23 protein-coding genes and 5 pseudogenes are annotated in these 22,198 nt (G+C 33.6%); 9 read left to right on the forward strand and 19 right to left on the reverse strand.

Annotated features, from left to right (window positions below; translation table 11 throughout):
* Positions 1–3: 3 nt before the first annotated feature.
* Complete coding sequence (sleB, locus tag M014_RS0106390; RefSeq protein ID WP_026590975.1) at positions 4–762, reverse strand: spore cortex-lytic enzyme; 759 nt, start codon at positions 760–762, stop codon at positions 4–6.
* Between the two features lie 145 nt (positions 763–907).
* On the opposite strand from sleB, the gene M014_RS0106395 reads away from it, so the two are divergent.
* Positions 908–1,240, forward strand: coding sequence for a YqzG/YhdC family protein (locus M014_RS0106395; protein ID WP_026590976.1), 333 nt, complete (start codon positions 908–910; stop codon positions 1,238–1,240).
* An 84-nt stretch (positions 1,241–1,324) separates the two neighbouring features.
* On the opposite strand, the pseudogene M014_RS29555 reads toward M014_RS0106395, so the two are convergent.
* Positions 1,325–1,582 (reverse strand): annotated as a pseudogene (locus M014_RS29555) (Pr6Pr family membrane protein); the annotation flags it as partial.
* 120 nt (positions 1,583–1,702) lie between these two features.
* Here M014_RS29555 and M014_RS0106405 point away from each other — a divergent pair.
* The 3 genes from M014_RS0106405 (at position 1,703) to M014_RS0106415 (ending at position 4,624) form a co-directional block, all read left to right on the forward strand.
* A complete protein-coding gene (locus M014_RS0106405) occupies positions 1,703–2,932 on the forward strand; it encodes an aminopeptidase (protein ID WP_026590977.1) in 1,230 nt (409 codons plus the stop codon).
* Between the two features lie 145 nt (positions 2,933–3,077).
* On the forward strand, positions 3,078–3,851 hold the full coding sequence (locus M014_RS0106410) for an IS1/IS1595 family N-terminal zinc-binding domain-containing protein (RefSeq protein WP_035414648.1): 774 nt from the start codon (positions 3,078–3,080) through the stop codon (positions 3,849–3,851).
* A gap of 62 nt (positions 3,852–3,913) precedes the next feature.
* Entirely contained in the window at positions 3,914–4,624 is a 711-nt protein-coding gene (locus tag M014_RS0106415; protein ID WP_026590979.1) for an alpha/beta hydrolase, read from the forward strand.
* 245 nt (positions 4,625–4,869) lie between these two features.
* Here the strand turns inward: M014_RS0106415 and M014_RS30435 are convergent.
* From M014_RS30435 to kynU, 5 genes and pseudogenes are all read right to left on the reverse strand, one after another.
* Positions 4,870–5,058, reverse strand: a pseudogene (locus M014_RS30435) (hypothetical protein); the annotation flags it as partial.
* A 42-nt stretch (positions 5,059–5,100) separates the two neighbouring features.
* Positions 5,101–6,018 (reverse strand): serine hydrolase domain-containing protein, encoded by a 918-nt coding sequence (locus M014_RS0106420; protein WP_026590980.1) that lies wholly within the window; start codon positions 6,016–6,018, stop codon positions 5,101–5,103.
* Between the two features lie 731 nt (positions 6,019–6,749).
* Positions 6,750–7,589: a tryptophan 2,3-dioxygenase gene (gene kynA, locus M014_RS0106425; protein ID WP_026590981.1), complete on the reverse strand. Its 840-nt coding sequence runs from the start codon at positions 7,587–7,589 to the stop codon at positions 6,750–6,752.
* A gap of 38 nt (positions 7,590–7,627) precedes the next feature.
* Positions 7,628–8,257: an arylformamidase gene (gene kynB / locus M014_RS0106430; protein ID WP_026590982.1), complete on the reverse strand. Its 630-nt coding sequence runs from the start codon at positions 8,255–8,257 to the stop codon at positions 7,628–7,630.
* Between the two features lie 3 nt (positions 8,258–8,260).
* Complete coding sequence (kynU, locus tag M014_RS0106435) at positions 8,261–9,547, reverse strand: kynureninase (RefSeq protein WP_026590983.1); 1,287 nt, start codon at positions 9,545–9,547, stop codon at positions 8,261–8,263.
* A 160-nt stretch (positions 9,548–9,707) separates the two neighbouring features.
* Here kynU and M014_RS0106440 point away from each other — a divergent pair, with 160 nt between their 5' ends.
* Complete coding sequence (locus tag M014_RS0106440; RefSeq protein ID WP_026590984.1) at positions 9,708–10,325, forward strand: TetR/AcrR family transcriptional regulator; 618 nt, start codon at positions 9,708–9,710, stop codon at positions 10,323–10,325.
* A gap of 86 nt (positions 10,326–10,411) precedes the next feature.
* Here the strand turns inward: M014_RS0106440 and M014_RS0106445 are convergent, their stop codons facing one another.
* Together M014_RS0106445 and M014_RS0106450 are read right to left on the reverse strand one after the other, a co-directional pair.
* Complete coding sequence (locus tag M014_RS0106445; RefSeq protein WP_026590985.1) at positions 10,412–11,389, reverse strand: alpha/beta hydrolase; 978 nt, start codon at positions 11,387–11,389, stop codon at positions 10,412–10,414.
* Between the two features lie 232 nt (positions 11,390–11,621).
* Complete coding sequence (locus M014_RS0106450; RefSeq protein ID WP_026590986.1) at positions 11,622–11,861, reverse strand: DUF3977 family protein; 240 nt, start codon at positions 11,859–11,861, stop codon at positions 11,622–11,624.
* A gap of 189 nt (positions 11,862–12,050) precedes the next feature.
* On the opposite strand from M014_RS0106450, the gene M014_RS0106460 reads away from it, so the two are divergent.
* Positions 12,051–12,602, forward strand: a complete 552-nt coding sequence (locus tag M014_RS0106460) for a hypothetical protein (protein ID WP_026590988.1) — start codon at positions 12,051–12,053, stop codon at positions 12,600–12,602.
* A gap of 154 nt (positions 12,603–12,756) precedes the next feature.
* Here M014_RS0106460 and M014_RS30595 read toward each other — a convergent pair.
* The 3 genes and pseudogenes from M014_RS30595 to M014_RS27975 form a co-directional block, all read right to left on the reverse strand.
* Positions 12,757–12,837 (reverse strand): annotated as a pseudogene (locus M014_RS30595) (helix-turn-helix domain-containing protein); the annotation flags it as partial.
* Positions 12,838–13,287: 450 nt separating this feature from the next.
* Complete coding sequence (locus tag M014_RS0106465; protein WP_026590989.1) at positions 13,288–13,836, reverse strand: GNAT family N-acetyltransferase; 549 nt, start codon at positions 13,834–13,836, stop codon at positions 13,288–13,290.
* A gap of 185 nt (positions 13,837–14,021) precedes the next feature.
* On the reverse strand, positions 14,022–14,186 hold the full coding sequence (locus tag M014_RS27975; protein WP_081810979.1) for a DUF2197 domain-containing protein: 165 nt from the start codon (positions 14,184–14,186) through the stop codon (positions 14,022–14,024).
* A 514-nt stretch (positions 14,187–14,700) separates the two neighbouring features.
* Here M014_RS27975 and M014_RS0106475 point away from each other — a divergent pair.
* A complete protein-coding gene (locus M014_RS0106475) occupies positions 14,701–15,543 on the forward strand; it encodes an oxidoreductase (RefSeq protein ID WP_026590990.1) in 843 nt (280 codons plus the stop codon).
* 201 nt (positions 15,544–15,744) lie between these two features.
* On the opposite strand, the pseudogene M014_RS29955 reads toward M014_RS0106475, so the two are convergent.
* The 3 genes and pseudogenes from M014_RS29955 to M014_RS0106485 form a co-directional block, all read right to left on the reverse strand.
* Positions 15,745–15,891: pseudogene (locus M014_RS29955) on the reverse strand (NUDIX domain-containing protein); the annotation flags it as partial.
* On the reverse strand, positions 15,888–16,754 hold the full coding sequence (locus M014_RS0106480; RefSeq protein ID WP_026590991.1) for a PP2C family serine/threonine-protein phosphatase: 867 nt from the start codon (positions 16,752–16,754) through the stop codon (positions 15,888–15,890). The gene M014_RS0106480 and the pseudogene M014_RS29955, both read right to left, overlap by 4 nt.
* Positions 16,732–17,211, reverse strand: a complete 480-nt coding sequence (locus tag M014_RS0106485; protein WP_026590992.1) for an HIT family protein — start codon at positions 17,209–17,211, stop codon at positions 16,732–16,734. Before M014_RS0106485 ends, M014_RS0106480 begins: the two co-directional genes overlap by 23 nt.
* A gap of 227 nt (positions 17,212–17,438) precedes the next feature.
* Here M014_RS0106485 and M014_RS29560 point away from each other — a divergent pair.
* A pseudogene (locus tag M014_RS29560) lies at positions 17,439–17,683 on the forward strand (hypothetical protein).
* Positions 17,684–17,757: 74 nt separating this feature from the next.
* Here M014_RS29560 and M014_RS0106495 read toward each other — a convergent pair.
* A complete protein-coding gene (locus M014_RS0106495) occupies positions 17,758–18,597 on the reverse strand; it encodes an ABC transporter permease (RefSeq protein WP_026590993.1) in 840 nt (279 codons plus the stop codon).
* Complete coding sequence (locus M014_RS0106500; RefSeq protein ID WP_026590994.1) at positions 18,590–19,795, reverse strand: quaternary amine ABC transporter ATP-binding protein; 1,206 nt, start codon at positions 19,793–19,795, stop codon at positions 18,590–18,592. Before M014_RS0106500 ends, M014_RS0106495 begins: the two co-directional genes overlap by 8 nt.
* 189 nt (positions 19,796–19,984) lie before the next feature.
* Here M014_RS0106500 and M014_RS0106505 point away from each other — a divergent pair, with 189 nt between their 5' ends.
* Positions 19,985–20,842 carry a glycine betaine ABC transporter substrate-binding protein gene (locus M014_RS0106505; protein WP_026590995.1) on the forward strand — a complete coding sequence of 286 codons (858 nt, stop codon included), beginning with the start codon at positions 19,985–19,987 and terminating at the stop codon, positions 20,840–20,842.
* 53 nt (positions 20,843–20,895) lie between these two features.
* Here M014_RS0106505 and clpP read toward each other — a convergent pair whose 3' ends face one another.
* Both clpP and M014_RS0106515 read right to left on the reverse strand, forming a co-directional pair.
* Positions 20,896–21,477, reverse strand: a complete 582-nt coding sequence (clpP, locus tag M014_RS0106510) for an ATP-dependent Clp endopeptidase proteolytic subunit ClpP (protein WP_026590996.1) — start codon at positions 21,475–21,477, stop codon at positions 20,896–20,898.
* Between the two features lie 21 nt (positions 21,478–21,498).
* The gene (locus M014_RS0106515; RefSeq protein ID WP_026590997.1) at positions 21,499–22,188 is read right to left on the reverse strand and encodes an RNA polymerase subunit sigma-70; all 690 of its coding nucleotides are present in this window, start codon (positions 22,186–22,188) and stop codon (positions 21,499–21,501) included.
* Positions 22,189–22,198: the final 10 nt, after the last annotated feature.

A 22,198-nucleotide genomic window follows, 5' to 3' on the forward strand; every position in this document is an offset into this window, starting at 1 on the left:
ACTCTATTTACAGAAAATATGTTTGCCGATTTTTTTAATTTGTGGTCGACTCCAAATCCATTTACTCGTTGCAGTATCTGGATTGAAATAATAAAGTGCATTTCCAGTAGGATCCCAGCCATTAATCGCATCTAATACAGCTTTTTTCGCAGTTTCATTCGGTGTTAAATAAATTTGACCATCAGCAACTGCTGTAAAGGCACGTGGTTCAAAAATCACCCCAGATACTGTATTTGGGAATGATGGACTCGTTACACGATTCAAAATAACTGCCGCTACTGCAACTTGTCCTAAATATGGTTCACCACGAGATTCACCATATACTGCGTTCGCCATTAATTGAATATCATTTTGTGAGTAACCATTTGGCACATTTGTACCTTTATTTTGAGTTGGCTTGCTACCTTGTCCACCACCTGTGTTTCCTTTATTAGCAGTCGATTTCTCGTACTTTGTTGCTTTCGCAAGCATTTGCTTCGTCTTCGCTCCCGCTAAGCCATCTACAGGTAAACCAAACTTTTGCTGGAAATTTCGTAGTGCCCAATATGTACCCCAGCCAAACACACCATCTACTTTTCCTTTATAAAACCCGTTAGATTTTAATCGCGACTGTAATTCAATGACATCTTCTCCAGAGGCACCTCTTTGAATTACTTGATTAGAAAAAGCTTGCACATTTCTTGTTTGCCCACTACTTACAATTACAGATATACCGATTAATACAAATAAAATCAGTATTTTAAAAATTGCGGTAGAACGCATATAATTCCCTCCTTATTTGCAGTGATGATTTCATGGTTATGTTTTGTAAATAAAACTCTTTTATGTAATGAAGACAAAAAAATCCAAACTTATATGATTTAGACAGCATGTACACAATAAGAAAAACGGCTAAAAGGAGTTTATTATGAAGCGTATTTTTACATGTTTCGTATTAGGAATTGTATTTGCTACAACATATTGCAATATATATATGCACTCATCAGTTGTTCACGCTCAACCACCATATGCAAAATGGGGTAAACTTGCGGTAGAAAAAACGAAAGAAAAATATCCAAAAGCGCAAATTATTGATTACCTTCATATTGGAAGAAAACCAAAGACAGTAAATGTAACAACAGAAAAATTTAAATTATGGCTGCGTGAAGATGGAAAGGAATATGGCGTTTTTGTTGATGTAGAGTTTGATACAAAAACAGAGAAATTTTTGAAGATTATATTTCAGAAAACCAGTAGATAACATGCATTGGCTTTCAATCAAAAGTAAAAACCCCTCTGTTGACAAATGTTAAACAGAGGGGTTTTTACTTTTAGAATAGACATATTAAATTTTTTGGAATCTTAAAGATCGATTTCCTAGGGTTTTTACAAGTACACAAATGAATCCAATTGCGATCCCGATTCCTACACTATATAAAAAGACACTTCCGTAACCATTTATTCTTGGATCCAAGAACGAATATGAGTGCCAATTAATAAGAGCTCCTTGTATTAAACTATAAATTACATATAATAGCGGAAATAATAGCCAACTTACCGCATGTTGCCATTTAATTTCTTTCGTTTGGGGATTTAGAGCCATGCCCATCAAGCTAACCAGAAATCTTACATTTTTGTAAGATTAGAGATTACAGGTCGTATTTTTGAATATTTTGTGTATTATGTTTATAATAAATTCTTTCACACAAAGGAGATTATACCTATGTCATTTGAACAAACATTAGAAAAGTATGCTACTCTTGCAGTAAATGTCGGTGTTAATATTCAGCCTGGACAAATATTATCTATTAATGCGCCACTTGAGGCAGCTCCATTTGTCCGCCTTGTTACAGAAAAAGCATATAAATCAGGGGCAAAGCATGTATATGTAGATTGGAACGATGAAGTATTAACACGTTTAAAATTTGACTTAGCTCCTGAAGAAGCATTCTCAGAATTCCCTGCTTGGAAGGCGCATGCACGTGAAGAGCTTGCAAAAGAAGGCGCTGCATTTATGTCTATCTATGCAGAGAATCCAGATCTATTAAAAGGTGTAGATGCAAAGCGAATTGCAAGTTCTCATAAGGTTGCTGGAGAAGCAATGGAAGTATACCGCGGTTATTTACAAGCAGATAAAGTAAGCTGGTGCGTGATCTCTGTTCCTACGAAAGAATGGGCAGCAAAGGTGTTCCCTGATGTTACATTAGAAAAGCAAGAAGAAAAGCTATGGGATGCAATTTTCCAAGCAACTCGTGCAAATTTAGAGAATCCTGTGGAATCATGGAAAAAACATGATGAAACATTACATAAAAAAGTAGATTATTTAAATGAAAAACATTATAAGGCGCTTCATTATACAGGTCCTGGAACAGATTTAACAATTGAACTTCCAGAAAAACATGTATGGGCTGGAGCTAGTAGCTTAAATGAAAAAAATGTACCATTTATGGCTAACATTCCAACAGAAGAAGTATTTACATTGCCATTAAAAACAGGTGTAAATGGGCAAGTATCAAGTACAAAACCATTAGCATTTGCAGGTAACATTATCGATAACTTTACACTTACATTTGAAAATGGACGCATTGTAGAATATAAAGCTGATATTGGTGAAGAAGCATTAAAACATTTAGTTGAGACAGATGAGGGTTCTCATTTCTTAGGAGAGGTTGCATTAGTACCTCATGATTCACCAATTTCTAATACAAATATTTTATTCTATAATATGTTATTTGATGAAAATGCATCTTGCCATTTAGCAATTGGGCATGCCCATGCAACTAACTTAATCGGTGGTAAGACAATGACAAAAGAAGAACTTGCAGAAAATGGGGCAAACTCTAGTATTATACACGAAGACTTTATGATTGGTTCTGCTAAACTTAATATTGACGGCATTACAGCAGATGGCACACATGAACCAATTTTCTGTAAAGGAAACTGGGCGTTTTAATAATAAGTCAGGAAAAAAATACTGTCTCCTGAAAGAAGGCAGTATTTTTTAAATTGTGGCTATGTTTTAAATAGATGTTGAAAATTAATATATTAATAGTAGATATACTATAATTAAGCCATATACATACAGGTTTGGAGGTATTATTACGGCAAGTGTTAATTCTTTGATTTCAGATATTCAAAAACTATCAGTATCTCAACAAGAACAGTTACTTTCCTATTTAGAAGACCTACTTGTATTAGGTACACAAGAAGTCAAGGAATTTAGATTTGCCAAGGGAAAAATCTGCCCACATTGTAGTGCTGAAACTGTATCAAGAAACGGCAAGTATAAAGGGAAGCAACGATATATTTGTAAATCCTGCAATAAGACTTTTACTGACTTCACAAACTCTGCCACTTACAAAAGCAAGAAAACATTAGATAATTGGCTTAAATACGCTAAATGTATGATTGCAGGTTTTTCCATTAGAAAGAGTGCTACAATTGTAGAGATTAATATTGCAACAAGTTTCTTTTGGAGACACAAAATACTTGATTGTATAAGGTCATTTTTTGGTGTAGGCTCTGTTGAGGGTGTAATTGAGGCTGATGAAGTATTCTTTGCAGAGAGTTTCAAAGGTACAAAACCTTCTAAAACGCCGAGAAAATCTCATAAAAGAGGAAAACATAAAGAAGGAATTTACCATATTCAACACATTAATGCTGTACACAGCAAATTAAAAAAGTGGATGAATAAGTTTAATGGTGTTGCAACTAAATATATCAGCAACTATTTGTATTGGTTTAAATGGCTACAATTATTTGAAACTGACAAAGAAGTTGTTAAAATCAAGAACTTTATGGTTCAATGCAATGTAGCCCATGCTTATACAAGAATAACAGATTTTAAAGAAAGAGAGCCAATATTTATTTAGGTATATACATTTGTAATATTAGGAATGACGAATTATTTGTATTTCATGGAGGATAAATTGTAATGATGAAAAATAATTTTAAAATAGAAAATATTCCAGCGGTTTTGTGGGGTGACAAATCAGATAAGTTATTTGTGGTGGTGCATGGTAACATGTCAAACAAGGCAGATAACTCAATTATTGTATTTGCAGAAGAAGCAACAGCAGTAGGTTATCAAGTGCTTAGTTTTGATTTACCTCAACATGGTGACCGTAAGGATGATACCTATCTTTACAAAGTTCAAAACTGTGTCCAAGACCTTAATACAATTATGACCTATGCAAAATCGTTATCAAATAATATAAGCATTTTTGCTTGTAGCATGGGAGCGTATTTTAGTCTATTAGAATATAGTCATGAGCCGTTGAAGCAGTGCTTGTTTCTCTCTCCTGTGGTAAATATGGAACGTATCATAAATAATATGATGACATGGTTTAACGTAAGTGAGAGTAGACTAAAAATAGAGAAAGAAATTTCTACACCTATTGGACAAACTCTCTATTGGGATTACTACTGTTATGTGAAAGAACATCCTATTGTTGCTTGGAATAATCCAACTTCAATTCTCTATGGTTCAGAAGATAACTTATGTGAGTTTGACGTTGTATCTGAATTTAATAAACGTTTTAACTGTAATTTGCAAGTAATGGAGAATGGAGAACACTATTTCCATACTGAGGAACAGTTGCAGTATTTCAGACAATGGCTGAAAAATCATATATACGTTAAATAATAATAAAATAAAAAATGATTGATGTATAATCTTCTTTAAAAGCGAATTAAGGGAAGTCAAAATGTCTTCCCTTAAAAGTTATATAATTTCAACATTGTTTTAAAAGATCGCCTAAATTTTCTATTCTCTTTAACCTTCACCACTTTACTCCTTTTTATAAAAAACAAAAAATCCGATTTCAAATGAAATTAGAAATAAAAGTAAGTCTATGACCTATTTTTACACGTATCTCGGCTGTACCCCAATTACTGATCAAATCTCTTTACGATTCTCAAGCCAAACATCATAGTAAAGAAAACAACTACCATTACATAGCCTAGTACGTATTCTACTCGTATCATAGAATTCTTGTTAGTTATATATAAAACAAACAGTATTACAGCACCAACTAAATGAGAAAGACCAAAGATTTGAGCCATAAATTTCAAACTCACCGTTAACTTGATGGGTATGGGATTTAGAGCCCAATCTAAAATTTATGTATGTTTATGTATCTCTTCTAAATACTCGATAAATAATTTAAGTGGTACTAATCCGCGCTTTGGCATTTGACTACTTATTACTGCCACAATTTCTAACTGCGGAACAATGATAATATATTGCCCACCATATCCCATTGCAAAATATATATAATACGGTATGTGAAATCTCCCATTGTCTAATATCCACCAGTGATAGCCATATGCCCCAACATGCTCGTATGTTAAAAAACGCGGCTTACTCGATTGTTCAATCCAACTTGAGGATACAATCTTTTCTCCGCTCCAAAATCCATTCTGTAGACATAATAATCCTATTTTTAACAAATCCTCCCCTTTCATTTTCACACCAAATCCACCAACATAAATATTTTGTGGATCTTGTTGCCACCCATATTCGGTAATTTGTAAAGGATTAAATAGATATTCCTTTGCAAACAGCTCCGTTGTCTTTCCAGTTGCAACTTGTAGGATATAGCTTAACAAATGTGAAGAACCTGAATTATAATTCATTTTCGTTCCTATCTCTTCTATTAATGGTTTCTGTAAAATGTATTTTATCCAATTGTCTGATTCCACAAAATCGTTTGGAAATACAACTCCATTACCAAACTCCTTCCATTCTTCACCAGTTGTCATTGTCAGCAAGTGATAAATGGTTAATCCCTTCTTTTCTTTCGGTACATGTGGAATCCACTTTGCTATAGAAGTATGTATATCACTTATGTATCCTTTATCTATTGCTATACCGATTAAAATCGACACGATACTTTTAGTAATAGAATTAATTTTATATAAATTGTTTGCACATTCTTTTGTTTTATAATATTTGGTTGTTAACTCACCTTGTTGATAAACGAGAAATGTATTTACTTTCTTACTTTTAAACATATTTTCTAGCATGTAAAAATCCAATATTCGTTCCTCCAAACACTTGCTTTCTTCTAATAGTCTTTACTATTCTACTGTGAAATAGTGAACCTTTTTTTCTTTAATGGTATTTTTTAATTTTTTTGTTGATTAATTTAACGTTACTAATTGCTTTGCTCTAGGGATGTAATAAAAAAGATGAATGCTATAGTATCTTTTGATGTACTAAACAGCTTATGAACACGATAGTTTCCCTACAGAAAAAAGGAAGTAAATGATTAAAATTTACTTCCTTTTTTCTATGTTTACATACCTAAAAGAATACAACTACATATTACGATTAGAAATAAAACCAATAAACTTTTAGGGAAATTATTCATAGAATACTCCTTTAATTGTGAGATGTGTAACAGATTATAGCATGAATTAATTGCAACGTGTATCACATATACTTATTTTCCAAATATATACAACTTATTGTTTACATCATGTAGAAATATGATTTTTATTTTTGTAAGATTTTTCAAGACCTATCATAAAATGGTTAAAAATACACCTGTATACCAAATAGTTACCATTTGATATCACTCAAAAATATCAAAATTCCCTTCCATACAACTCTTAAAAAATCACATAAATTAAAGTCTTATTTGAGTATACCAAATGTAAAAGCTTGTATTCTATATCTAACAAAAATAAGCCCGATGCTTTCAGTATCGGGCTCATTTTTGTTAACTTAATGGTTATGTTCTTTCGATCATCTTTTTGCTAATTTTTTACAATTTCGTTCTCACATTCCAAAGCTCTGGGAAAAAGCGTTGATCAAGAACACGTTTTAAATAAGAAACACCAGATGATCCACCTGTTCCCATTTTATGTCCAATAATACGTTCTACTGTTTTCATATGGCGGAATCGCCACTGCTGTAACCAATCTTCAATGTCGATTAACTTTTCAGCCAGTTGATATAAATCCCAATATTTTTTTACATCTGCATACACTTCTAACCATGCAGCTTCAACTGTCGCATCTTCTTCATAAGGCTGTGTAATATCACGATTTAAAACATTTGGATTGATTGGGAATCCCTCTTTTACAAGCGCCTGAATTGCAACATCGTAAAGACTTGCTGAATGAAGCGCTTTATGCAAACGAGCATGTAACTCTGGATCTTTTTCATAAATTTTTAATGCATGAGGCGTTTTATAACCAAGTGCATATTCAATCATACGGTATTGATAGGACTGAAATCCCGATGCTTGACCGAGTGAATCACGAAACTCAATATATTCAGATGGCGTAAGCGTTGCAAGAATATCCCAAGATTGAATAATTTGCGATTGAATTTTTGAAACGCGTGCAAGCATTTTAAATGCCGGTGCTAACCTTTCATTTTGAATCGATTCAATCGCTGCGTTAAGTTCATGTAAAATGAGTTTCATCCACAGTTCACTTGCCTGGTGAATAATAATAAACAACATTTCATCATGGTGATCAGATAATCTTTTTTGACTTCCTAACAAACTATCTAATTGTAAATACTCTCCGTATGTCATATTTTCTTTAAAATCCGTATGAATTCCCTTTTCCATAATTACTTTTTCATTTTCTTTCATAAAAATGAACACCCCTTCTATGCATCATCTGCTTGCTCTTATAGTGGTCTTAAAACTGCACGAACCGGACTACCATCCGCATCTGTCAATGCAAGTGGCAAGGCAATCAGTTCATAATCTCCGTCTTGTACATGGTCTAATACAACATTTTCTAAGATATGAATACCGTGTTTAAATAATTGATGATGGGTTGCTAATTCTTTATCATCTAATGGGTCCACAGAAGGTACATCTACCCCGATTAATCGAATGCCTTTTTTCGAAAGAAATGGTGCAATATCAGCACGTAAATACGGAATTACTTGCGGGAACTCCTGTGCATTTCCATGTGAAGAAGTCCGAAGTAATAACCTCTCTATTCCATCTAAAGGGAATTTTTTTAATTCTTTTGCGCCAATACTTTCGATACCTGATACATCTATAATTCGAGCTTTACCAACATAGACGTTAACATCTAAATCTAGTACTCTTTTTCCGTTATTATCAAAATGAAATGGCGCATCAATATGCGTACCTGTATGAATACTCATCGTTAATTTTCCAACATTAACAGATCCGCTTTGTTCTTTTGACCATGAGACTTCGTATGAAAATGGCGTATCTCCTGGCCATGTCGCGATATCATTATTTAATGGTTGTGAAATATCAATCCAATCAGATTCTTTCATCGCTTATGCCACAACCTCTCGCTTATTTTCAAATTTTTTATATTCTTCATCTTTCATGATTTTCTTCAAAATTTGCACAGACTTCCACACTTCTTCATACGTGTTATATAAAGCAACTGGCGCAAGGCGAACTCCATTTGGTGCACGGAAATCAGGAATAACTCCATTTGCTTTTAATGCTTTACATATACGCGTAGCTTCGGGATGCTCTAAATAAATATGTCCCCCGCGTTTCTCGTCCTCTAATGGATTTCCAATTGTGAATCCAAGCCCATTCAGTTCATAGTTGATTAAATCTAGCATATAACGAGTAATGTGTAATGATTTTTCTCGTAATCTTTCAATGCCAGCTTCTTTGAAAATCTCAAGAGAACCAATTAGCGGCGCTGTACTTAACACATGAGGTGTACCAATTTGATATGCCCCGGCGTGTTCAGCTGCCATTAATGTATGTTCCATATCGAATTGCTTATCTTTTCTCGAACTAAACCAGCCAGAAAGCCCAGGAAGACGATCAAAATGTTTCTTGTTTACATATAATCCAGCAACACCACCAGGCCCTGCGTTTAAATATTTATAATTACACCATACTGCGAAATCAACATCCCATCCCTTAAAGTCATGCGGGATTGAACCGATGGAATGGCATAAATCAAAACCAATATGGATACCACGTTTGTGCGCTTCAGCTGTTAATCGCTTCATATCAAGAATTTGCCCACTTCGATATAGCACTGCAGGCAATAAAATTAACGCAATATCATCAGTCATCGCCTCAATAATATCTTCCTCTTGAAGCATCCTACCATCCCTGCTCTTCACTCGTACAAGATGTTCATCTGGATTTAATCCTTTTAAACGGATTTGGCTTTGCAACGCATAAATATCTGATGGGAATGTCAATTCATCTGCAAGAATTTTTGTGCGAATTCCTTTCGGTTCATAAAACGTCGCAATGACTTGATGAATATTCGTTGTCGTGGAACCGGTTACAATTACCTCTTCAGGTAAAGCACCAACAAGAGGAGCAGTTAATTCACCTAATTGTTCAGAGAGAAAAAACCAAGGATGTTCTCCTTCTGTCCACCCATCAATACCATACTCTTTCCATGAATCTAGCATAGTAAGTAAAGATTTTTCCGCTCTTTTTGAAAGTAATCCTAATGAATTACCATCTAAATATATTGTATCTACTTTCTTATAAAATTCTTTTTGAAAATTAGCAAGTTCATCATATTTATCACATTCAATCGCATAGTCGCAAGATGGTTCAAATGGCTCTCGATACATTCTTTCACCTTCTCTTAATTTTCTTTTTATTCCAACTAATTGAAATATAACATCAAAATTGACATAACGTCAATGATATTATGTCAGTTGACTTTTTGTACTCGATTCAACTAGAATAAAAATATATTTTCAGATATTTCAGTATAAAGGAGTGTCCAGTTTGGAAAAAGGTCTTCTTTCAACAAGACAACAGCGATCTATAGAAACGAGAAATAAATTATTAAAATCTGCCCGCAATGTTTTTTTAGAAAACGGATTTCACAAAACAACAATCTCTCAAATTATTAAACATGCTGAAACTGGTTATGGTACGGCATATGTATATTTTAAAAATAAAGATGAGCTCCTTATTATCCTTATGGAAGATATTATGAACCGCTTTTATCAAATTGCCGAACGTTCCTTTTCGCCTAAAACAAAAAAAGAAGCTCACAGTATGATACAAAATCAAACGCGAGCTTTTTTACAAATAACTGAAGAAGAAAGAAATATATTACAAGTCGTTGAAGAGGCTATCGGTGCGTCAAAAGAAATTCAACGAAAGTGGAATGATATTCAAGAACGTTTTATAAATCGAATTATGCAAGATATCACCTATTCTCAGGAAAATGGATTGGCACGAAATGAATTAAATAAAGCAATAGTAGCACGTGGTTGGTTCTCTATGAACGAAATGTTTCTATGGGAAATTGTTCGAAATGAGAAGGAAATAGATGTAGAGGAAATTGTATTTACACTAACAGAGATGTATACCTCAGGACTATATAAGAAATCTTAATTTTTCTCATATTAAGAGTAAGCGCGCATTTTTTTGTTTATAATGAATGAATCATTATCCATCTTAATGTTACAAATACGATCACACTACTTTCTCATTATTCGACTACAAATAAATCCCAGTGTATCAGTAGCAATTTTATTACGATTAAGTACAATTCCTGCGTGACCAGAATTATAAATATATCTAGTTGGCTTATCCCAAGAAGTCCATAAATACTCAGTATCCTGAAAATGTACATATTGATCATATTTTGCTGATAGTAATAGAATGTTTTCTTTATTCACCTTTGGTAGCGCTTGACTAGGCTCCGTAACCTTCCAATATTGGATTAATTGTTCGTATGTGACACCATGATGTTGTAAATCAGCTTTAATGAATTTCCCAGGACTTGTATTCCATATTGAATAGGACAATTGGTTAGCATAGAGTATAGAAGCTAATACATCAATGTTACTCTCAACAAGAGCCGTTAAATTTGTTATAAACCCACCTAAACTAATACCTATTAATACTATTTGTCCTTTCTTATTCCTTTTTATCCAGTCGATTAATGCTCTTAAATCAACTACAGCTTGTTGGACCGATTGAATGGTTCGTTGAATATTTGCGCTAATCATATATTCGCCACTGTATAGAGATTCCTCGGGTTTTCTTTCAAAGTGATATGGAAGTGTAAAATAATACATATTCCATCCTAAATCCATAATTCGTTTATGAAAAATATTTTTAACTCGGTCATTTGATTCCATTCGCCAACCATGAACAAAAATAACATTAGGAACTTCTTTATTTGTATTTAAATAGGCCTCTCCCTTTACAATATCATTATTTAAATGGTCAGATTGAATAGCACTTTCATATTTAAATTCCCCTATTTCATATCTTCCGTACTGTAATTCATGCGAATTAAAGGCAATAGCAGCTGGATATAATTTATAAAACTCCTCTATCCTCTTTTCACCTTCTAGTTTAGGAAAATTTCGATCAAATTGTAAATCCTTACTTTTTTTCTTGTGTAAATCATATAAAGCAAATTGTTCTATCATTTTCCATATAATCATATTAATTCTCCCTAAATTGTAAATCTTAGTTATTTTTAAATTCCATTATAATCATAAGATATTTTTTAAGATATAACAAAGCTAACTGTGGTATTTCATTTATTTTAAAGTATGGAAGCTTGTAATATTCCCTATCTATTAAAAAAGAACCCTTAATTTACAAGGATTCTATGAATTATTTGCATCTTAACCTCCTATTTCAAAAAAAAACTTCAATTAGACATCTTTTTTATTATATCCTACTCACAATTCCCAAAATAAACTTATATTCATCCCGCTTCTTTTTTGATTTCTTAAATCCTTCTTTTGAGTCTAATATAAAACAATTTTTTCGAAACCAAACTCGTAAATAGCATGATTCAAAACAAATAGGTTTCACAACTCCTTTTTGCTCAAATTCAGTCCCATCTTCTCGTTCTATTTCTGTTCGAATAAACCATCTATTTCCGATTCCAACCTCTATATACTTCATTTATAACGCTCCTTTCGCATTACTTCTAGGAAATTTCATTATAAACACTTCTACTATTTCCCTGGTAAGCGCACGTTTTGACAGATTCTCCTTTATTTTTTCTTTATTTATGTGAGCTAAAGGAAAAATATTTATGGCACCGAATAACTTAAAGGTATATAAATATTTCTTAAGAAAGGTATGTATATTATGAATAACCAATTTACTACTCTATTAAGTGAAATGATTTTTATAGAAAGACAATATAAATTTCCTAATCCAGATGCTGTTCTCTATCATCCTGGTCATTACACTGAATTAAATGAACAAATTATCACATTATTTCATGAGGAAAGCTTTAAAACCATTATGATTCCCAGTGTACATAATATATTTTTAAATGCAAATGAGTTTACTTTTCATAAAGAAGTCCTAGTTCAATCAGGAATTCCTGAAGAACTCGTTATTCCAATAACAGGAGAAGCTAATACTGCTAATGATGTTATAAAAAACGCAATGCTTCTTCTATCAAAAACAACCGAAAACAAAAATATTTTATTAGCGGGAAAAACTTTTTTTATGAAAAGATTCTTGCTTATAGCGACCGCGTTTGCTACAAATGACATGACTATCGATGTTCTTCCTTTACAAGATCATAGAAATCTTACGAAAGAAACATGGTACTTAACAGATATCGGTAGGAAACGAGTATGGAATGAATACCATATGATTTCAAAGTTTCTTAAAGAAAACTATCATTAAACCGTAAAGTAGTAGACTTTATCGCGTTGACCAACTTAAAAGATTTCCCCTCTCTATAGAAATCATTTCATTCTACTATTTCCCCGGTAAGCGCATATTCCGACAGAACATGCATCTACATACAAAAGAAGTAGATTTACCGACATCTACTTCTTTACAATTGGAACCGTTGCATTCGTTTATAAAACGTACTAGACGGAACATCTAATAACTTTGCCACAGGTGATACATTTCCCTAGCATCCATCCTAATTATATCTAGGTACCTCCATCTGGCCTCTAAATCCGTACTGTAATAAATCATCTCCCTTTTCTTCATTGTTGGAGATTCATTTTTAGGAGCTCGTGCTAGGAAATATAATTTTATTATAAAACCCCATAAAAACGTTTCCAATAAAATCAGGAAGATGACACAAACATGTTAACAATTCCAATATTTTAATGAATACTTTTGTATTTTCTATATATCACTACATTTTGCGCAATAGAACTCACTGCAATAAAAATCCATAACCATTTCATCGGATGATTATTTAGAAAAAATATTGTGCTTGCTATAATGAACAAAACAGTGGACACGATACTAATGCATAATTTTGTTCCTAGTTGCAAGATTCTCACTCCTTTTCGCCTATGTTTCTACTTTATTTTACTCGCTTAGAAACGTCTATATGTAATTCCATAAGCTATTCTCCATTAAATCTTCCCATAATAATAGTATTATAGTATTTACCATCAGCAAGCCTTTTATCATTTTTTAATATTCCTTCTATTTCAAAACCAAGTTTTTCATACAATTTAATTGCTTTACCGTTTGTTTCTAAAACATTCAAAGCAATCTTTTTAATCCCGTTGCTGTCAGCCCAAGAGATAGATTCTTTTAAAAGGTTTTTACCGATACCATATCCCCAAAACTCTTTTAATACACATACTCCAAATTCTACCTTATGCGAGAATCGCTTTAAATTCACTCCCTCACACCTTGAAAAACCAACAATCCTGTTATTCACTACAGCAACTAAAAATAGGTTTCTTGGACTTTCAGTGTCTGTTTGTATAATCTCTTCAACCTCCTTTGTATCTATGAATCCCTCTCCTTTTTCTCTATCCAAATTTTCAGTCTCTCCATCAATCTGTAATCTTAACTCTGATAAGTCTTTTGCATCTTTATCCATTGCAGATCTAATAGTATACATTATCCCATTTACGTCAAACTCTTGTTTGTTAATAATCATAATATACCCCTTTTACATTAAATTGATTTAGAAAAATAAAACAGCTAAAGCCCTTAATAATTTACTGCAATTCTAGCTAAATACCCCCCACCAATTTGTTCGATAAGATATTTTCCTAAATGGTAAATCTTGATAATCTCAGTTTATCATAGGTTCCATCAGTTAAGAATAAGTAGCTATTATCACTATCTAAAAAAATGTTTTATTGCTTCAAGCTGTATTTTATGATTACATTCGTCACAGCAATATTTACCTTTCTGGTCTTCCTTGAATTTCTTATATTTTTCAGTTCCTTCATATACCCGAAATACATTCTTACAACAAAAACAAATAACCTCATAAAATATCATGTCCTTCCCCCTCCTTAAGGTAATACGTTACTTTTGAATTGCCCGCTCAAAGATCTTGATAAGTTCTTTCGTGTAATCTTTAACGTTAAGATCGGAATTTCTCATTAGCTCTAGGCTATAAGGACGATGTGAAAAACTCTCGAAACCCTCCTTCTGCATGCCCAAACGTAGAATATTTCCAATAGGAAGAAAAATAGTTTTAGTATGGTCTGCTGCAAACCGAAGTTTCCCTTCATCTGTTCTTTCATTCGAAACAATTTCTATAACAGCGAATATACGTTTTCAATTTTCATCTATAAATTTCAGATTGGATTCAATATATCTTTGAAGCATTTTTTTGGAGAACATTTGAGTTTCAATTTGCGGACAAATAAAGGACTGGCAAGCTATATAGTAATCAATAACAAATGTATGTAAAGAAACAATATCTATGCTTGACGATGTGATGTAAGAGAATGATAGATTTTCTACACGTAAATCGTTATGATGTAAGAAAAAAGAAAGTGAGCGAAAAATGAGTAAAATCGTGATTATTACAGGTGCATCCAGTGGATTTGGCCTTTTAACTACCCTTGAACTTGCAAAGAAAGACTATTTCGTCATCGCTACAATGCGTAACCTTGATAAACGAGCAGAATTATTATCTCAAGCTACTGCATTACATTTAAAACAAAATATCAAAATTCATCAATTAGATGTTACAGATCAAAAATCTATACAGGCATTTCAATTGTTTTTAAAAGAATTAAATCAAGTAGATCTTCTCGTTAATAACGCGGGATATGCGAGCGGTGGATTTATAGAGGAAATTCCAATAGAAGAATATCGCAAACAATTTGAAACGAATGTGTTTGGAGCAATATCAATATCTCAAATTGTATTACCGTATATGCGAAAACAAAAAAGTGGAAAAATTATTAATGTAAGTAGTATTAGTGGCCAAGTTGGTTTTCCTGGTTTATCTCCTTACGTTTCCTCCAAATATGCATTAGAAGGTTGGAGTGAATCCCTGCGCCTAGAGGTAAAACCGTATGGAATAGATGTTTCATTAATTGAACCCGGTTCCTATAACACAAACATATGGGAAGTTGGTAAAGAACTTGCAGAAAATTATGTAGAAACAACCTCTCCCTATAAAGAATATATGGATAAAATACAGAATCATATGAATAGTAGCAGTGAAACATTTGGCGATCCGATAGATGTTGCTCAAAAGATTGTAGCAATTGCTGAAACAAAAACGGCAACATTACGATATCCAATTGGAAAAGGTGTAAAATTGATGATGGTTGCGAAAAAATTTCTTCCGTGGAGAGTGTGGGAGTTTCTTGTTTTGAGAAGTCTTAAGAAGATGTAATGCAGAGGACTACTAATAAATAAGAGTCGTTATACACATTGAAATTGTGATAACGACTCTTATTATTTTACTCTTTTAACCAACAGGTTGGAATACATATATCATGAAATAATGTAATAATTAAACAAAACAAGAATACAAGTAGAGTCAACACAATCACTTTAGTGAGAGACATCCATTCTCCACTTCCCTGTAATTTACTATAATCACTTCACATGCTGTTTCACTGAATTCAATCGATCCACCCGGAAAGCGATAAAATGTTTCTTGCTTGTCACACTAAACAAGAACTTTAGAATGATCTCCATTCATAATAATCGCTTCTGAACGTAATAACAGCCTTTTCATTTTTCCTCTCTCTGTTGTACTGAATTTACAGATCGGATTTTCTCCGGTTGATCGCTCGGATAAGTAGCATACACACGATTATCATAATCCCAACTCATTATCGTGGCACTATCTCGTCCAAGTTGATGATGAACATGTTCTAAGACATCTTGAACACATTTTGTTAATTCTGGTTTATTTTCATACATATCTTTATACAAATAAAATGGATTTTCATAACGGCGTTCTCCGCATTCTAGTACACCATCTGTTACCATTATGATTCTATTTCTTCCTGTACGTAGTTCTCGAATACCAGAAGAATAACACGGGACTGGTAAAGAAAATGTATTCACATGCCCAATCCATTCATAAAAATGACGTTGGTTCAGCATATATTGTCCTAACTTATGTAATTCTTCATGAAATACATAAACGAGGCAGTCTCCTATAGAAAACCACCAAATATAATTTTCTTTTCTTACACATATTAAGCAAGCTGTTTCACCTTTTACTTGCTGGCACGACTGTTTAAATGAATTTGATTGAAAAAGTGCGAGTAAATGATTTTCAACAGATCGAAATACCGTTTCAACAGGTTTTTCTAATAAAGCTTTTATATTTTCATATTCATTTTTTATTGTATGTACTACTAAAGCAACACTTTCTGCACTATTGTGACCATCTAATATCATCGCAAATTCCCAGTTTCCATTTGACCAAACGAAAGCACCGTCTTCATTCTTCTTTGCGCCTGCACTCTTATTCCCACCATATCTGCCAAGCACTATCTCACCATGTTGCTGAACTGAAATTTCCCCTAAATACATTTCGTCACTACCAACCCATGAATATTGTGTATTATTTGTTGTATGCATACTCATTCACCATATATGTTCGTATTCTTTCACATAGTTTTTGTATTTGTTCTTCTTGTCCATATGGTGCACCTTCCCAATTTGCTACCTTAGTTGGTGACCAAAATTCCTTTGGTGTATTTGGATAACGTGGAATTATATGCATGTGCATATGATTTACTCCATTACCAGAAACGAAAGCATAAATATGTTCTGCACCCTCGCATTCTTTTAATGCACGGCTTACTCTGCTCGTAATTAAACCAAAAGCTTTCGCTTCTTCTTCTGTTAATTCAGCTAATCCTGGCGTATGTCTTTTTATATCAATCATTACATATCCGAGATACGTCTTGTCCTCTTCCCAATAGACATGTCCTACATATACAAGGTTATCTTCATAAATTGTCCCACCAGGTACTTGAATATTTCCGTTATGTTTTTGACAAATGAAACAGCTTTCTTCAGAGAAGTTTTGAATAGACATATGCATCCCTCACATTCCTTGAATTTATATTTTATAATATCATAAAAACGGAATACAAGTTAGATTTTTCCTAAATATCAGATTTTTTTGGTTATTCATTTACAGAAATGAAAATCAAAATGATCTCGTATTTCGCACTTATTACCTTATTTTTCACAAGTCACCTTTACACGTATATAGGCATTTACTATAGAAAGCCATCTTTTACTGAAGGAGGAAGAAATCCCATGCACCCCTATATGAATTCACATTTCAATCACCTACCTATCCCCCATCAAAACCAATCTGTACGAACTACACCACCGCTTCCTAACGATTCTTATTATATGAAGCAGCAAATGACGAATCTTGAAAATCAATTAGCAAAATTAATCGCGTTAATGAAAAAAACAACCAATTAATCAAATCGATGGAACAACAACAAAATCAAGTTTGTGCCCCGGGTGGAGGTTCGGTAATTGTTCGTATGTAATCTTTTCCGATCTTTCATCACAATAAAAAGCACGCATCGTATATGAGAAGATCCATTATGATGCGTGTTTTTATTTAACCTTTTCTTTTCCGGTGAAACCCTTGCGTAATCCGATCTAATACAATCGCAATGACTACAATAGCTAGTCCAGCTTCAAACCCCATTCCAATGTTAACTTGCGTTACAGAACGATATACATCTACACCAAGCCCCGGTGCTCCTACAAGTGAAGCTGTAACAACCATTGATAAGGACAGCATGATACTTTGGTTTACACCAGCCATTATAGTTCCCGTTGCGAGAGGTAACTGAACTTTAAATAACTTTTGCGATGTAGTTGAACCAAATGCATTTGCAGCTTCAATTAAATCTTCTGGTACTTGTCTAATTCCTAAATCCGTAAAACGAATTGTCGGTGGCATTGCAAAAATAACAGAAGCGATAATACCAGGAACAACGCCTACTCCGAAAAATGTAATCGCTGGAATCAAGTATACGAACGCCGGCATTGTTTGCATAAAGTCTAATGTTGGTTTTAATATTTTTGAAAACCGTTCATTTTGGGATGCTAACACACCTATTGGAATCCCGACAATAATGGAAATAATGACTGATGTGAGAACAAGCGCCAATGTTTGCATCGTTTGTCCCCAATAGTTAATGTTTAGAATAAATAATAAGCCGATTAACGCAAATACCACTAAAGATATTTTCCTTGTTGTATACCAAACGAGAAAACATACGATTATAATCATTAAAAATGCTGGAATCAATGTTAAGAAATTTGTAAGTAAATCAACAAAACCACCAATGACATATGAAAACCCTCTAAACAGTCCTTCAAAATTCGCATATAAACTAGCAACGAATGCATCAACCCATTCACCTAAAGGAATACGCGGAATACTATTCACCGTCATTCACCTCTTCTTCAATATTTCCTGCGAGGGCTTGAATGACACTTTCCCGTTTTATTATGCCTCTTAACCTTTTCTTTTCATCAATTACTGGTAACGGCAGCTTCATTTCCGCCATTTTTGCATATGTTTCTTCCAATAATGTATCTAAATAAACATGCGGAATATCCTTCAAGAGTAAATCTGCGATTGGCCATTGTTTTTGAACAGCTTTACTGGCATCATCAGCCGTTAAAATACCTAAAAATTCATGTTTTTTATTTACAACATATACAGTGGACACACCTGCATTTCTCATAATTTGTAGTGCTACACGTGGTCCGCGGTCAATTAGTAATGTTTCTGGTCTTTTCAAAATAGATTCAGCAGTAATCACTTTCCCTAAATTCACATCAGCAACGAATTTCTCTACGAATTCATTGGCTGGGCTTATCATAATTTCTTCTGGAGTACCAATTTGCACAATTTCTCCGTCTTTCATTAATGCGATACGATCCCCAATTCGTAGCGCTTCATCTAAATCATGTGTAATAAAAATAATCGTTTTTTCCATCTTATCTTGCAGCTCTAACAATTCATCTTGCATCTCTTTTCGAATGAGTGGGTCTAATGCGCTAAATGACTCGTCCATAAGTAGAACATCTGGATCATTTGTAAGAGCTCTGGCAATTCCAACGCGCTGCTGCATTCCACCACTTAGTTGCCCTGGATAACTATTTTTATGATGATCTAATCCTACTAATTTAAGTGATTCTAGTGCCTTTGCTTCTCTTTCTTCTACTGGAACCCCTTGTATTTCTAATCCATAGGCAACATTTTGTAAGACGGTACGATGTGGGAACAGTGCAAACTTTTGAAAAACCATACTCATTTTCGTTCTTCTGACTTTCCTAAGCGCCTCTTTCCCCATTGTTGCGATATCTTCCCCGTCTATGTATATGTGGCCTGCTGTTGGCCTTATAAGCTGATTGAGCATACGAACAAGAGTTGATTTTCCGCTCCCAGATAGCCCCATAATGACAAAAATTTCTCCGGTATATACTTCAAACGTTGCCTTTTTCACCCCAACGTTCATTCCTGTTTCTTTCAATATTTCTGATTTACTTTTTCCTTCTTTTAATAAGGCGACTGCTCTTTGAGGATTTTTTCCAAATACTTTTGTTACGTTTTCTACACGTACTTTTGTATTTTCCATAAAACGACTCCTTTTCTGCCTATCTATTCACATAGTGTAACGATTTTAAACAGAAATATTACATAAAGAGGATTTTTTTAAAATTCTTGTTTCCGTTCATAATAAGAAGGTTCACTTATAGATTTATTCCTACTAACAACGCGATCCAAAACGAAATGAAAATTTCTATTTATGAAACGGGAGGATTCAATGAAACGGAAAATATGGCTTATAAGCACTTTGTTATTTATTAGTATGATTATTGCCTCTTGTAATGCTACAAATGCAAATACGAAAGGGAAAATTAAACTTGGTGTAACAAGTTGGAAGGAAAATATTGCGGCTGCAAATATGTGGAAAGTTTTATTAGAACAAAAAGGCTATAAAGTTGAACTCATGTATTTAGAAAAAGCAGCCATTTGGACTGGTGTCGCTCGCGGCGATGTTGATGCAAATTTAGAAGTATGGCTTCCGGTTACCGATAAGCCCTTAAATGATCGGTATAAAAATGACATTGTGTTAAAATCGAAATGGTATGAGGGCACTGGACTTGGATTGGTTGTTCCTTCTTATATGAAAGATATTAACAGCATCGAAGATTTAAACGCCCATAAGGATGAATTGAACAACAAAATTGTAGGGATTGAACCTGGTAGTAGCCTTATGAACTTAACGGATAAAGCAATGAAAGAATATGATATCAAGCTAAAACTTGTCCAATCTTCGGAAGCGGCAATGATGAGTGAGCTAAAAAAGGCTTATACGCAAAAGAAACCAATCGCTGTAACGCTTTGGAATCCACACTGGGGCTTTTCAGAATTTGATTTGAAATATTTAAAAGACCCTAAAAAAGTATATGGTGAAAAAGACGACATTTATTACTCTGTACGAAAAGGTTTTGAAAAAGATTATCTAGAGATTGTGAAATATTTCGATAGATGGAAAATGAATGACGAACAACTTGGTACTTTAATGGTGATGTTAAATAAAACAAAGGACCCTGAAGAAGCTGCACGAAAATGGATTAAACAGAATCAAGCATTAGTTGATGAATGGACAAAAGATTGATTTATGGCATAAAAATAGGCCGGAGAATCATATATTCTCTGGCCTATTTTAAGTTATTTTTTTTCAATAACAGCGTCAACAATACCATATACTTTCGCTTCTTCTGCAGTCATAAAGTAATCTCTTTCTGTATCCTCCGCTACCTTTTCAACTGGTTGACCTGTTCGATCCGATATAATTTTATTAATATCATGTTTTAACTTTAATATTCGTTTTGCAGTTATTTCAATCTCCGTCGCTTGCCCTTTTACTCCGCCAAGTGGCTGATGAATCATAATTTCACTATTTGGAAGCGCAAACCTTTTTCCTTTTGCTCCAGCGAGTAACAATAAGGCTCCAAATGACGCTGCGAATCCCATACAAAGTGTTTGAACATCGGGTTTAATCAAATTCATTGTATCTAATATCGCAAATCCCGCTGTAGTTGAGCCTCCTGGACTATTGATATAAAGAAAAATATCCTTCTCCGCATCTTCTGCCTCTAAAAATAATAACTGTGCCACGATACTGCTTGCTACTTGATCATTAATTTCTGATCCGATCATGACAATACGGTCTTTTAACAACCTTGAATATATATCATAGGAGCGTTCTCCTAATTTTGTTTGTTCTACAACATACGGAATTGCATTCATTATAATCCCTCCATCTACTTTTTAAGCTGCACATAGCATATAACCGTAAGAAGAAGGTGCTTTTGTATTGAATAATAGTACAGGCTGCTTAGGTGATACGTGTTCAAACTGTATTGTCGGAAGAAGTTTTGTTAACAATTGTGGTTTTTGTTCACGAATAGCTGTTACAATTACTTCAACGTCATCATCCTGCCCGGCTAATTCAATCTTCTCTTCTTCACTTACCGTTTTCAATCTATTTCTACTACGAAACAAGGAAGCCTTCACTGCACCTTCTGAGATTGAACATATTTCCGCAATATCTGATAAGCTGTATTGAAAAACATCTTTTAACAAGAAGATAACGGATTGCTGTATATTTAATAAAGACAAGACTTTCTCTGCCATCTCATGCAAATCAGCAATTTTACCATGCGGTTCTTCAAATGGAACCTCCTGCTCTAATTTCTCTTGAACTGATTTTGTTTTTAGTTGATCTAGCCATTTATTTCGAGCAATTTTATATAGAAGCGTAATACAAATATCTTTCTCCACATATTTTTGAAGTACTTTACAAACCGTTTCTTGGGCAAGATCTTCTCCATCCCATTTACTTTTGGTTAAAAATGTACAGTACCTTTTTAACTCTGCGTAATTTTCAATTAAAAAGTTTTTATTTGAATGATTCATATCGATAGGATTTCTTAACATCTGAGTTACTTTTGTGCACAAAATAATCACT

It is taken from the genome of Bacillus sp. UNC437CL72CviS29 (assembly GCF_000482345.1).
In the GTDB taxonomy this organism is placed as follows: Bacteria; Bacillota; Bacilli; order Bacillales; family Bacillaceae_G; genus Bacillus_A; species Bacillus_A arachidis.

Coding starts and splice junctions, on each gene's coding strand:
- sleB (WP_026590975.1), bottom strand. CDS start 762: ATGCGTTCTACCGCAATTTTTAAAATACTGATTTTATTTGTATTAATC.
- M014_RS0106395 (WP_026590976.1), top strand. CDS start 908: ATGAAGCGTATTTTTACATGTTTCGTATTAGGAATTGTATTTGCTACA.
- M014_RS0106405 (WP_026590977.1), top strand. CDS start 1,703: ATGTCATTTGAACAAACATTAGAAAAGTATGCTACTCTTGCAGTAAAT.
- M014_RS0106415 (WP_026590979.1), top strand. CDS start 3,914: ATGATGAAAAATAATTTTAAAATAGAAAATATTCCAGCGGTTTTGTGG.
- kynA (WP_026590981.1), bottom strand. CDS start 7,589: ATGAAAGAAAATGAAAAAGTAATTATGGAAAAGGGAATTCATACGGAT.
- kynB (WP_026590982.1), bottom strand. CDS start 8,257: ATGAAAGAATCTGATTGGATTGATATTTCACAACCATTAAATAATGAT.
- kynU (WP_026590983.1), bottom strand. CDS start 9,547: ATGTATCGAGAGCCATTTGAACCATCTTGCGACTATGCGATTGAATGT.
- M014_RS0106445 (WP_026590985.1), bottom strand. CDS start 11,389: ATGATTATATGGAAAATGATAGAACAATTTGCTTTATATGATTTACAC.
- M014_RS0106450 (WP_026590986.1), bottom strand. CDS start 11,861: ATGAAGTATATAGAGGTTGGAATCGGAAATAGATGGTTTATTCGAACA.
- M014_RS0106460 (WP_026590988.1), top strand. CDS start 12,051: ATGAATAACCAATTTACTACTCTATTAAGTGAAATGATTTTTATAGAA.
- M014_RS0106465 (WP_026590989.1), bottom strand. CDS start 13,836: ATGATTATTAACAAACAAGAGTTTGACGTAAATGGGATAATGTATACT.
- M014_RS27975 (WP_081810979.1), bottom strand. CDS start 14,186: ATGATATTTTATGAGGTTATTTGTTTTTGTTGTAAGAATGTATTTCGG.
- M014_RS0106475 (WP_026590990.1), top strand. CDS start 14,701: ATGAGTAAAATCGTGATTATTACAGGTGCATCCAGTGGATTTGGCCTT.
- M014_RS0106480 (WP_026590991.1), bottom strand. CDS start 16,754: ATGAGTATGCATACAACAAATAATACACAATATTCATGGGTTGGTAGT.
- M014_RS0106485 (WP_026590992.1), bottom strand. CDS start 17,211: ATGTCTATTCAAAACTTCTCTGAAGAAAGCTGTTTCATTTGTCAAAAA.
- M014_RS0106500 (WP_026590994.1), bottom strand. CDS start 19,795: ATGGAAAATACAAAAGTACGTGTAGAAAACGTAACAAAAGTATTTGGA.
- M014_RS0106505 (WP_026590995.1), top strand. CDS start 19,985: ATGAAACGGAAAATATGGCTTATAAGCACTTTGTTATTTATTAGTATG.
- clpP (WP_026590996.1), bottom strand. CDS start 21,477: ATGAATGCAATTCCGTATGTTGTAGAACAAACAAAATTAGGAGAACGC.